This is a genomic window from Enterobacter cloacae complex sp. I2, assembly GCF_014896205.1.
GTDB classification, from domain to species: Bacteria; Pseudomonadota; Gammaproteobacteria; order Enterobacterales; family Enterobacteriaceae; genus Enterobacter; species Enterobacter quasihormaechei.
This window is the reverse complement of sequence record NZ_JADBRA010000022.1, coordinates 66,455-78,130: the sequence shown is the minus strand read 5'-3', so window position 1 is coordinate 78,130 and position 11,676 is coordinate 66,455. Positions and strand designations below refer to the sequence as shown.

General features: G+C 57.7%; 12 protein-coding genes and 1 other annotated feature. Of the genes, 9 read left to right on the top strand and 3 right to left on the bottom strand.

The features are described from left to right. Positions 1–5: 5 nt before the first annotated feature. The 3 genes from rluB to rnm form a co-directional block, all read right to left on the bottom strand. Positions 6–881, bottom strand: a complete 876-nt coding sequence (gene rluB, locus IM300_RS18490) for a 23S rRNA pseudouridine(2605) synthase RluB (RefSeq protein ID WP_003856794.1) — start codon at positions 879–881, stop codon at positions 6–8. 97 nt (positions 882–978) lie between these two features. Beyond that, complete coding sequence (locus tag IM300_RS18485) at positions 979–1,599, bottom strand: L-threonylcarbamoyladenylate synthase (RefSeq protein ID WP_003856793.1); 621 nt, start codon at positions 1,597–1,599, stop codon at positions 979–981. Then, complete coding sequence (gene rnm / locus IM300_RS18480; RefSeq protein WP_193037735.1) at positions 1,596–2,477, bottom strand: RNase AM; 882 nt, start codon at positions 2,475–2,477, stop codon at positions 1,596–1,598. Before rnm ends, IM300_RS18485 begins: the two co-directional genes overlap by 4 nt. Positions 2,478–2,616: 139 nt before the next feature. Here rnm and trpL point away from each other — a divergent pair, with 139 nt between their 5' ends. The 9 genes from trpL to IM300_RS18435 all read left to right on the top strand — a co-directional run bounded on the left by trpL (position 2,617) and on the right by IM300_RS18435 (position 11,662). Beyond that, positions 2,617–2,661 (top strand): trp operon leader peptide, encoded by a 45-nt coding sequence (gene trpL / locus IM300_RS18475; protein WP_071524153.1) that lies wholly within the window; start codon positions 2,617–2,619, stop codon positions 2,659–2,661. After that, positions 2,638–2,731: a sequence feature (Trp leader region), on the top strand. Its footprint overlaps the gene before it by 24 nt. 23 nt (positions 2,732–2,754) lie before the next feature. Then, positions 2,755–4,317: an anthranilate synthase component 1 gene (locus tag IM300_RS18470; protein WP_193037733.1), complete on the top strand. Its 1,563-nt coding sequence runs from the start codon at positions 2,755–2,757 to the stop codon at positions 4,315–4,317. Further along, entirely contained in the window at positions 4,317–5,912 is a 1,596-nt protein-coding gene (gene trpD, locus IM300_RS18465; protein WP_063452266.1) for a bifunctional anthranilate synthase glutamate amidotransferase component TrpG/anthranilate phosphoribosyltransferase TrpD, read from the top strand. The genes IM300_RS18470 and trpD overlap by 1 nt, the downstream gene beginning before the upstream one ends. A 3-nt stretch (positions 5,913–5,915) precedes the next feature. After that, entirely contained in the window at positions 5,916–7,274 is a 1,359-nt protein-coding gene (gene trpCF / locus IM300_RS18460; RefSeq protein WP_193037731.1) for a bifunctional indole-3-glycerol-phosphate synthase TrpC/phosphoribosylanthranilate isomerase TrpF, read from the top strand. Between the two features lie 10 nt (positions 7,275–7,284). Next, positions 7,285–8,478, top strand: a complete 1,194-nt coding sequence (gene trpB / locus IM300_RS18455; protein WP_063452264.1) for a tryptophan synthase subunit beta — start codon at positions 7,285–7,287, stop codon at positions 8,476–8,478. Continuing rightward, positions 8,478–9,287 carry a tryptophan synthase subunit alpha gene (trpA, locus tag IM300_RS18450; protein WP_193037729.1) on the top strand — a complete coding sequence of 270 codons (810 nt, stop codon included), beginning with the start codon at positions 8,478–8,480 and terminating at the stop codon, positions 9,285–9,287. The genes trpB and trpA overlap by 1 nt, the downstream gene beginning before the upstream one ends. 173 nt (positions 9,288–9,460) lie before the next feature. Continuing rightward, positions 9,461–10,672 carry a selenium metabolism membrane protein YedE/FdhT gene (yedE, locus tag IM300_RS18445; RefSeq protein ID WP_193037727.1) on the top strand — a complete coding sequence of 404 codons (1,212 nt, stop codon included), beginning with the start codon at positions 9,461–9,463 and terminating at the stop codon, positions 10,670–10,672. Further along, positions 10,669–10,902: a sulfurtransferase-like selenium metabolism protein YedF gene (gene yedF, locus IM300_RS18440; protein WP_003856774.1), complete on the top strand. Its 234-nt coding sequence runs from the start codon at positions 10,669–10,671 to the stop codon at positions 10,900–10,902. The genes yedE and yedF overlap by 4 nt, the downstream gene beginning before the upstream one ends. A gap of 478 nt (positions 10,903–11,380) precedes the next feature. Beyond that, positions 11,381–11,662, top strand: a complete 282-nt coding sequence (locus IM300_RS18435) for a hypothetical protein (protein ID WP_370551720.1) — start codon at positions 11,381–11,383, stop codon at positions 11,660–11,662. Positions 11,663–11,676 lie beyond the last annotated feature (14 nt).

Genomic DNA, 11,676 nt, shown 5'->3' with positions numbered 1-11,676 from the left:
TTCGATTAGCCGTTGTTATTGCGGCTGCCAGAGCGGCGATTGCTGCTGACCTGGCTGTGACGCTTCACCGCACGGCGGATCTGATTTGCCTTCATGCGACGACGATCTTTTTCCACCGCCACTTTCGAGGTGGTTTCTGGCGTCAGGCCAACCAAATCGCGCAGGTAGTTGGTCTGGGTCAGATCCAGTTCGGTATACCCGCCGCGTGGCAGACCCTTAGGCAGCAGAATGTCGCCATAGCGGACGCGGATCAGTCGGCTCACCTGTACGCCTACCGCTTCCCACAGACGACGAACCTCGCGGTTACGTCCTTCTGTCAGGGTCACGTTGTACCACTGGTTAATGCCTTCACCACCGGTAAACTTGATGGTTTTGAACGCCGCAGGGCCGTCTTCAAGCTGAACGCCACGCGACAGATCGCGCAGTTTGTTCTCATCAACCTGGCCGAAGACCCGCACGGCGTATTCACGCTCCACTTCACGACTCGGGTGCATCAGGCGGTTTGCCAGTTCACCATCGGTGGTGAAAAGCAGCAAGCCGCAGGTGTTCACGTCCAGACGCCCCACGGCAATCCAGCGGGCGCCACGCAGTTTTGGCAGACGGTCAAAGACCGTCGGGCGGCCTTCCGGGTCGTTGCGGGTACACAGTTCGCCTTCCGGCTTGTAATAAGCCAGTACGCGACAGATCTGTTCAGCAGACTCTTTCACGGAGATAAGATGGCCGTCAATGCGGATCTTCAGCCCCGGTACGATTTCTACGCGGTCGCCGAGCGTGGCAATTTTGCCGTCCACGCTCACGCGGCCTGCTTCAATAATGGCTTCGATTTCACGGCGCGAACCGTGGCCGGCGCGCGCCAGCACTTTCTGTAACTTCTCGCTCATTGAGCTTCCTCAGGTGTCGCCTTCACAGGCGTCGAATCAGGTCAAAAACAGGGCAGCGCCCTGCTTTGATGGCCGCGTAGTATATCTGCTTACACCCTTACAAGAAAGGCTTAACATCGCCCACGCCTTCACGAATGACTTCTGGCGCATCTTCGGTGAGATCCACCACGGTGGTCGGCTGCTGGCCGAGATACCCGCCGTGAATAATCAGCTCCACCACCTTCTCCAGACGATCTTTGATCTCTTCCGGGTCGGACTCGGTAAATTCACTCCCCGGCAGCATCAGCGATGTGGAGAGCATCGGCTCGCCGAGGGTTTCCAGCAGCGCCTGGGCGATCGGGTTAGACGGCACGCGCATCCCGATGGTTTTGCGTTTTTCCTGCAACAGCCGGCGCGGCACCTCTTTCGTGCCTTTCAGGATAAACGTGTAGTTACCCGGCGTGTTGTTTTTGATCAGACGAAAGGCCACGTTGTCGACGTACGCGTAGGTCGACAGCTCGGAGAGGTCGCGACACATCAGGGTAAAGTTGTGGCCGTCCGGCAGCTGACGGATGCGACAGATACGCTCCATCGCCCCTTTGTCTTCGATTTTACAGCCCAGCGCGTAGCCGGAATCGGTTGGGTAGACAATTACGCCGCCTTTGCGGACGATTTCCACAGCCTGATTAATCAGGCGTGGCTGCGGGTTATCCGGATGGATATAGAAAAACTGACTCATACTTCCCTCTCTTCAATTTGCTGTGGCTGTTCCCAGAGCTGCCAGACAGGCTCAACGCCCGCAGGTAACCAGAGCTTGCGCCCCAGTTCAATCCACGCGCAGGGCTGATGAAAATCTGAACCCTGTGACCCAAGCAGGCCAAACTGGCGGGCGTAGGTCGCAAGCTGCGAACGCTCATTGGGAGCCTGCTGACACTGGGCAACTTCCATCGCCTCACCGCCGCATTCGGCAAAGTGCGCCAGCAGCCTTTTCAGCCATTTAGCAGAAAGATTATACCGCCCCGGATGGGCCAGTACGGCCTTACCACCAGAATGATGAATGACATCAATAGCTTGTTTTATTGTACACCACTGGGGGGGAACGTATCCGGTTTTCCCGCGCGCCAGATACTTTTTAAAAACATTCGCCATGGTCGTCGCTTTACCGGCTTCAACCAGAAAACGGGCGAAATGGCCGCGCGTTACCGCCCCGCCGTTCGCGAGCTTACGCGCGCCTTCCAGCGCACCGGGAATATGCGCCTTCTCAAGACGTTCGCCGATCATCTCCGCGCGCTGATTGCGGCGTGCTTTTTGTTCTTGCAAAAAAGCACACATTGCCGGATGTTCAGGATCGATGTTCAGGCCAACGATATGAATTTCGTGGTTTTCCCAGAGCGTGGAGATCTCAACCCCGGGTATGAGATTTAGCGCCAGTCCGCTGCGGGCAATCTCCGCACGCGCGGCGGGGATGGCGTCGGTTGTGTCGTGATCGGTTATTGCCAGCGTGCCGACTCGCATTTCAACGGCGCGATGGACCAGGGCTTCGGGCGTCAGCAGGCCATCTGAAGCCTGCGTATGGCTGTGTAAATCATAAATTACGGCGTAGGTGGTATCGCTCAAAGCACTTCCCATAACAGTCTGGAGACATCCGAAACCCCTATGATACCGACTTACTATGAAATACTGAAATCAGGGGTTGACAACACGCCATCGAACTAGTTAACTAGTACGCAAGTTCACACGAGAAAGGTATCTGAAAATGACAGCACATTTCGCTCTGCACGGTTGGTGGCGTACTTCCTGATCTTCGGGCAGTGTCACGCGTCTGCGAAATGCAAACAGATACCCGCCCGCTACCCAGCGGGCTTTTTTTTGAACAAAATATGAGAACAACAACATGCAAACAGCCAAACCACACCTCGAACTGCTGACCTGCGAGGCGGCCTATCGCCATAACCCTACCGCGCTGTTTCATCAGGTGTGCGGCGCACGTCCCGCGACGCTGCTGCTGGAGTCTGCGGATATCGACAGCAAGGACGACCTCAAAAGCCTGCTGCTGGTTGACAGCGCGCTGCGCATTACCGCGTTAGGTGACACCGTCACCATCAAGGCGTTGTCTGACAATGGCGCGTCGCTGCTGCCGCTGCTGGATGCGGCGCTGCCTTCAGGCATTGAAAATGAACGGCACCCGGACCTGCGTATTCTGCATTTCCCGCCGGTGAGCCAGCTGCTGGATGAAGATGCCCGCCTCTGCTCGCTGTCCGTTTTCGATGCCTTCCGCCTGCTGCAAAATCTGGTCACCGTGCCGGAAGATGAGCGCGAAGCGATGTTCTTTGGCGGGCTGTTTGCTTACGACCTGGTAGCCGGCTTTGAAGATTTACCGGCAACCGAGCAGGGGAACCGCTGCCCGGACTACTGCTTCTACCTGGCCGAAACCCTGCTGGTGATCGACCATCAGAAAAAATATACCCGCATCCAGGCCAGCCTGTTCACTCCGTCGGGGTCTGAGAAAAACCGCCTTGAGCAGCGCATCGCGCAACTGCAACAGCAGATGTCGGAAGCACCGCCCGCGCTGCCGGTGCAGCGCATTGAGGAGATGACCTGCGAGGTAAGTCAGACCGACGATCAATACGGTGCGGTGGTACGTCAGATGCAAAAAGCGATTCGCGCCGGGGAAATTTTCCAGGTGGTGCCGTCCCGTCGCTTCTCACTGCCCTGCCCGTCGCCGCTGGCGGCTTACGATGTGCTGAAAAAGAGCAACCCAAGCCCGTACATGTTCTTTATGCAGGACAATGACTTCACGCTGTTTGGCGCGTCCCCGGAAAGCTCCCTGAAGTACGACGCCACCAGCCGACAGATTGAGATCTACCCGATTGCGGGCACCCGTCCACGCGGCCGTCGTGCCGATGGTTCCCTGGACCGCGATCTCGACAGCCGCATCGAACTGGAAATGCGTACCGACCACAAAGAGCTGTCCGAGCACCTGATGCTGGTTGACCTGGCGCGTAACGATCTGGCGCGAATTTGCACGCCGGGCAGCCGTTACGTGGCGGATCTGACCAAAGTTGACCGCTACTCCTTCGTCATGCATCTGGTTTCCCGCGTGGTCGGTGAGCTGCGCCACGACCTCGACGTTCTGCACGCCTACCGCGCCTGCATGAATATGGGCACCCTGAGCGGCGCGCCGAAGGTGCGCTCCATGCAGCTGATTGCCGAAGCGGAAGGACGCCGTCGCGGCAGCTACGGTGGTGCGGTGGGCTATTTCACCGCTCACGGCGATCTTGATACCTGCATCGTGATCCGCTCCGCCTACGTTGAGGACGGCATTGCTACCGTCCAGGCCGGGGCCGGGATTGTTCTTGATTCTGTTCCGCAGTCTGAAGCTGACGAAACCCGCAGTAAAGCACGCGCGGTACTGCGCGCCATTGCTACCGCACACCATGCACAGGAGATTTTCTGATGGCTGACATTCTGCTGCTCGATAATATCGACTCCTTCACCTACAACCTGGCAGATCAGCTGCGTGCGAATGGTCATAACGTTGTTATCTATCGCAACCACGTTCCGGCTCAGACGCTGATTGACCGTCTGGCGACCATGCAAAACCCGGTGCTGATGCTCTCCCCGGGCCCAGGCGCGCCGAGCGAAGCGGGCTGTATGCCTGAGCTGTTGACACGCATGCGTGGCAAGCTGCCGATTATCGGTATCTGCCTCGGTCATCAGGCGATTGTCGAAGCTTACGGCGGTTACGTGGGTCAGGCGGGTGAGATCCTGCATGGTAAAGCATCGAGCATTGAACATGACGGTCAGGCGATGTTTGCCGGACTGCCGAACCCGCTTCCGGTGGCGCGTTACCACTCGCTTGTCGGCAGCAATATTCCGGCCGGGCTGACCATCAACGCCTCGTTTGAAGGAATGGTGATGGCGGTGCGTCACGATGCGGATCGCGTCTGCGGGATGCAGTTCCACCCGGAATCTATCCTGACGTCCAACGGCGCGCGCCTGCTGGAGCAAACGCTCGACTGGGCGCTGCAAAAGCTGGAGCAGACCAATACCCTGCAACCGATTCTGGAAAAACTGTATCAGGCCCAGACCCTGAGCCAGCAGGAGAGCCACCAGCTTTTCTCCGCCGTCGTGCGGGGCGAGCTGAAGCCTGAGCAGCTGGCCGCTGCGCTGGTGAGCATGAAAGTTCGCGGCGAAAGCCCGCAGGAGATTGCCGGTGCGGCCACCGCGCTGCTGGAAAATGCCGCCCCGTTCCCGCGTCCGGACTACCAGTTTGCGGATATCGTCGGGACCGGTGGCGACGGCAGCAACAGCATCAACATTTCGACCGCCAGCGCCTTTGTGGCGGCGGCATGCGGCCTGAAGGTGGCCAAGCACGGCAACCGCAGCGTCTCCAGCCGGTCCGGATCGTCCGACCTGCTGGCCGCTTTCGGCATCAACCTGGACATGAACGCCGAGCGTTCCCGTGAAGCGCTGGATGATCTTGGCGTCTGCTTCCTGTTTGCGCCGAAGTACCACACCGGTTTCCGCCACGCGATGCCGGTTCGCCAGCAGCTTAAAACCCGCACGCTGTTTAACGTGCTCGGTCCACTCATTAATCCGGCGCACCCGCCGCTGGCGCTGATTGGCGTTTACAGCCCGGAGCTGGTGCTGCCGATTGCCGAGACGCTGCGCGTTCTGGGTTACAAACGTGCCGCCGTGGTACATAGCGGCGGAATGGATGAGGTTTCTCTGCATGCGCCCACGCTGGTGGCCGAACTGAATAACGGTGAAGTGCTGAACTATCAGCTTGATGCCGCTGACTTCGGGTTGACCCCGTATCATCAGGATGCGCTGGCTGGCGGTACGCCGGAAGAAAACCGTGACATTCTCACGCGCTTATTACAAGGTAAAGGTGAGGCTGCCCATGAGGCCGCCGTGGCGGCCAACGTTGCCATGCTGATGCGTTTACATGGCGAGGAAGATCTGAAAGCCAACGCCCAAAAAGTTCTGGACGTACTGCGCTCCGGTGCAGCTTACGATCGCGTTACCGCACTTGCGGCAAGAGGGTAAATAATGCAGACCGTTTTAGCGAAAATCGTCGCCGATAAGGCCATCTGGGTGGAAGCCCGCAAGCAACAGCAGCCGCTTGCCAGTTTCCAGAATGACGTCGTGCCGAGCAGCCGTCGTTTCTATGATGCCCTCCGGGGCGCGCGCACTGCGTTTATTCTGGAGTGTAAAAAAGCGTCTCCGTCCAGGGGTGTGATCCGTGACGATTTCGACCCGGCGCGTATTGCCGGTATCTACAAGCATCATGCGTCTGTCATCTCCGTGCTGACGGATGAAAAATATTTCCAGGGCAGCTTTGATTTTCTGCCCGTCGTCAGCGGCATCGCGCCGCAGCCGATTCTGTGCAAAGACTTTATTATCGACCCATATCAGATCTGGCTGGCGCGTTTTTATCAGGCCGATGCCTGCCTGCTGATGCTCTCCGTGCTCGACGACGAGCAGTATCGCCAGCTCTCCGCCGTCGCGCATAGCCTGAACATGGGCGTGCTGACCGAAGTGAGCAACGAAGAGGAGCTGGAGCGCGCCATCGCGCTGGAGGCGAAAGTGGTCGGCATTAACAACCGCGATCTGCGCGACCTGTCGATTGACCTGGACCGCACGCGCCAGCTTGCGCCGCGTCTGGGCGCGGGCGTCACGGTGATCAGCGAATCCGGCATTAACCGCTACGCTCAGGTGCGCGAGCTGAGCCACTTTGCTAACGGTTTCCTGATTGGCTCCGCCATGATGGAACATGACGACCTCAATGCGGCGGTGCGCCGCGTGCTGCTGGGTGAGAACAAAGTCTGCGGCCTGACCCGCGAACAGGATGCGCAGGCCGCGTATGAAGCGGGCGCCATCTATGGCGGGCTGATCTTTGTTGAGTCCTCTCCTCGCGCGGTTAATGAAGAGCAGGCGCGCAGGGTGATTGCGGCTGCCCCACTCAGCTATGTGGGCGTATTCCGCAATGCGGATATCACCGACATTGCGGCAAAAGCGGACGCGTTATCCCTGAGCGCGGTCCAGCTGCATGGCGACGAAGATCAGACGTATATCGATGCTCTGCGACATGTTCTGGCGCCTCAGGTTCAGATCTGGAAAGCGCAGAGCGTCGGTGACACCCTGCCCGCGCGTAACCTGAATCATGTTGATAAATACGTGCTCGACAACGGTCAGGGCGGTACGGGACAGCGCTTCGACTGGTCGCTGCTGCGTGGAGAAGCGCTGGACAATGTCCTGCTGGCGGGGGGATTAAGCCCCGATAATTGTGTGGAAGCGGCCAAAACCGGCTGCGCCGGCCTCGATTTCAATTCAGGCGTAGAGTCCCAACCGGGCATAAAAGACGCCAGCAAGCTGGCATCGGTATTCAAAACTCTGCGTGCATATTAAGGAAGAGAAGATGACGACATTACTTAACCCGTATTTTGGTGAGTTCGGTGGGATGTACGTCCCACAAATCCTGATGCCCGCGCTGCGCCAGCTGGAAGAAGCGTTCGTGAGCGCGCAAAAAGATCCGGCGTTTCAGGCGGAGTTTACCGACCTGCTGAAAAACTACGCGGGCCGTCCGACAGCGCTGACCAAATGCCGTAACCTGACCGAAGGCACAAAAACCACGCTCTACCTTAAGCGTGAAGATCTGCTGCACGGCGGCGCGCACAAAACTAACCAGGTGCTGGGCCAGGCGCTGCTCGCTAAGCGCATGGGTAAAACAGAAATTATCGCTGAAACCGGCGCGGGCCAGCACGGCGTGGCCTCTGCTCTCGCCAGCGCCCTGCTCGGCCTGAAGTGCCGCATCTATATGGGTGCCAAAGACGTTGAGCGCCAGTCGCCGAACGTATTCCGTATGCGTCTGATGGGCGCGGAGGTGATCCCGGTGCACAGCGGCTCCGCCACGCTGAAAGATGCCTGTAACGAAGCGCTGCGCGACTGGTCTGGCAGTTACGAAACCGCCCACTATATGCTCGGCACCGCGGCGGGCCCGCACCCGTTCCCGACCATCGTGCGCGAATTCCAGCGCATGATCGGTGAAGAGACCAAAGCGCAGATCCTTGAAAAAGAGGGTCGCCTGCCGGATGCGGTGATTGCCTGCGTCGGCGGCGGGTCTAACGCCATCGGCATGTTTGCCGATTTTATCGACGAAACCCGCGTTGGGCTGATTGGCGTCGAGCCTGCCGGTCACGGCATCGAAACGGGCGAGCACGGCGCGCCACTGAAGCATGGCCGCGTGGGGATCTACTTCGGTATGAAAGCCCCGATGATGCAGACCGACGAAGGGCAGATCGAAGAGTCTTACTCGATTTCTGCCGGGCTGGATTTCCCGTCCGTTGGGCCACAGCACGCCTTCCTGAACAGCACGGGGCGCGCAGATTACGTCTCCATCACCGATGACGAAGCGCTGGAGGCCTTCAAAACGCTGTGCCGCAATGAAGGGATCATCCCGGCGCTGGAGTCTTCCCATGCCCTTGCGCACGCGCTGAAAATGATGAAGGAAAACCCGGAAAAAGAGCAGCTGCTGGTGGTGAACCTTTCCGGCCGCGGGGATAAAGATATCTTTACCGTTCACGATATTCTGAAAGCACGAGGGGAAATTTGATGGAACGCTACGACAACGTATTTGCTGAACTGAAATCCCGCCAGGAAGGCGCGTTCGTTCCCTTCGTGACGCTGGGCGACCCCGGCCCCGAGCAGTCGCTGAAGATTATTGACACCCTGATCGCAGCCGGTGCCGACGCGCTGGAGCTGGGTATTCCCTTCTCCGATCCGCTGGCGGATGGCCCAACCATCCAGAACGCCACCCTGCGCGCCTTTGCGGCAGGCGTGACGCCGACCCAGTGCTTTGAAATGCTGGCGGCGATCCGCCAGAAACACCCGACCATCCCGATTGGCCTGCTGATGTACGCCAACCTGGTCTTCAGCCGCGGTATTGATGCATTTTACGCCGAGTGCGCCCGCGTGGGTGTCGACTCCGTGCTGGTGGCTGACGTGCCCGTTGAAGAATCCGCGCCGTTCCGTCAGGCGGCGATGCGCCACAACGTCGCGCCGATTTTCATCTGTCCGCCGAATGCCGATGACGATCTGTTGCGCCAGATTGCCTCTTACGGACGAGGATATACCTACCTGCTCTCCCGTGCGGGCGTGACCGGCGCGGAGAACAAAGCCGCGCTGCCGCTGCATCACCTTGTGGAGAAGCTGGCAGAATACCATGCCGCACCACCGCTTCAGGGCTTCGGGATTTCGTCTCCGGATCAGGTTACTGCGGCCATTGACGCAAAGGCCGCCGGGGCCATTTCAGGTTCGGCTATCGTTAAGATTATTGAGAAGAACGTGGATAAACCAGAGCAGATGCTGGCTGAGCTGAATACGTTCGTCACATCCATGAAGGCGGCCACGCGCAGGGCGTAACCGTTACAACCGTCTGGCCCCGGCGCCAGGCGGTTTTCCCCCTTGCTCCCTGAGAGCAACCTGTCAAAATTGATCCTGTCGATATTTTCGGTGTGAATGACTTTCCAATCTTTCGCGTAAGCGTATGATCTGGACTCTTTTTAGCGTTATCCTTCTGAGTTCAGAGGTTATTCATGTCCTGGCATTACTTCAAGCAGACTTACCTGGTTAAGTTCTGGTCACCTGTTCCGGCCGTTATCGCGGCAGGCATTCTCTCTACTTATTATTTCGGTATTACCGGCACCTTCTGGGCCGTTACGGGCGAGTTTACTCGCTGGGGTGGACAGCTATTGCAGCTTGCGGGCGTTCATGCCGAAGAGTGGGGCTACTTTAAGCTGATCCATCTTGAGGGCACACCGCTGACCCGCATTGACGGGATGATGATCATCGGCATGTTCGGCGGCTGTTTTGCGGCCGCGCTGTGGGCCAACAACGTTAAGTTACGCATGCCGAAAAGCCGCATCCGCATTATGCAGGCCGTGGTCGGCGGTATCATTGCCGGGTTTGGCGCCCGCCTGGCGATGGGCTGTAACCTTGCCGCGTTCTTTACCGGTATACCGCAGTTCTCGCTGCATGCGTGGTTCTTTGCCGTCGCCACCGCCATCGGCTCATACTTCGGCGCAAAGTTCACCCTGCTGCCGCTGTTCCGCATTCCGGTGAAAATGACGAAAGTGAGCGCTGCCTCTCCGTTGACTCAAAAGCCCGATCAGGCCCGTCGTCGCTTCCGCCTCGGTATGCTGGTCTTTTTTGCCATGGTTGCCTGGGCGATGTGCACGGCGATGAATCAGCCAAAACTCGGCCTGGCAATGCTGTTCGGCGTCGGTTTCGGCCTGCTGATTGAACGCGCGCAGATCTGCTTTACCTCCGCGTTTCGCGATATGTGGATCACCGGACGAACGATGATGGCGAAGGCAATCATTGCCGGTATGGCGGTCAGCGCGATCGGCATCTTTAGCTATGTGCAGCTTGGCGTGGAGCCGAAAATCATGTGGGCCGGACCTAATGCGGTCATTGGCGGATTGCTGTTTGGTTTTGGCATCGTGCTGGCCGGCGGGTGCGAAACCGGCTGGATGTATCGCGCCGTGGAAGGCCAGGTGCATTACTGGTGGGTTGGTCTGGGTAACGTGATTGGCTCAACCCTCCTGGCGTACTACTGGGATGACGTCTCTCCGATGCTGGCAACCAACTGGGACAAGGTCAATCTGCTGAATACCTTTGGTCCACTCGGGGGGCTCATGGTGACCTACGCCCTGCTGCTTGTCGCCTTCTTGCTGGTGGTTGCACAAGAGAAGCGTTTCTTCCGCCGGGCTACCGTCAAAACTGAAACTCAGGAGAATGCCGCATGAAAGAGATCGTGCCTGACTATCGTCTCGATATGGTGGGTGAACCCTGTCCTTACCCGGCCGTTGCCACGCTTGAGGCGTTACCGCAGCTGAAAAAAGGTGAAATTCTGGAAGTGGTGAGCGATTGCCCCCAGTCCATCAACAACATTCCGCTTGATGCTAAAAACCACGGCTATACCGTGCTGGATATCCAGCAGGACGGGCCAACCATACGGTATTTGATTCAGAAGTAGCTCTCAGGTACGAAAAAGGCCTCTACGGGAGGCCTTGTTTCACCTCGCTGGCTTTAGCCACCGTCGCCTTTTGAGTTTCGGGAGGCATGAATGGGTGGTGAGGCGGGTTCCGCAAACTGAACAGACCGCACCGTGAGGTTGGCTGTGCGTCGGGCTAAACGTGGTGAAATAAAACTGTTTGCCTGCACATACCGGACACTCAAATTTGATGTTGGGGATATCCCCTCCAGCCAGATGTATGGAAGAACCACCATACAGCAATTCACGGACTTACAGGGATATATCGTCCCCGCGAGAACAAAAGGCGAGGAAGACTTAATATAGGCTTTTGAAACTTAACTCTTATTGATCCACAGCAACAGGAAAGATTTACACTTAAGTAAAATCTTACGTCTGGTTTGAGTAGGGTTTTCACGCGTTGATGTTTTTTAGATGTTTTGGATTTTTGCTTGTTTTTATCTCGTTTCACGCTTCGTCTTTGAATTTCTCATCGACGTTTTTGCGGCTGAACTGCCCGGAACGCGGCCTGGTCGAAATTATTCTGCACGTCTACGACCACACCCAGGAAAAGTGGCCCGGGCATTTTGAAACCGGCGCTGGCCATAAACGTGTCGGCGATACCGAAATTATTCCCTTTGCAAACGGGGATGTTCTGTTCCACTCCATTTCACGCGATGCGTTCAGCTACCTTTATGATGGCGAATCGACGCTCAGCCACTGCATGAAGCTGGACGAACGCCCTGTTTATCCGTCCTTTTGACGTCCGGCACTGGC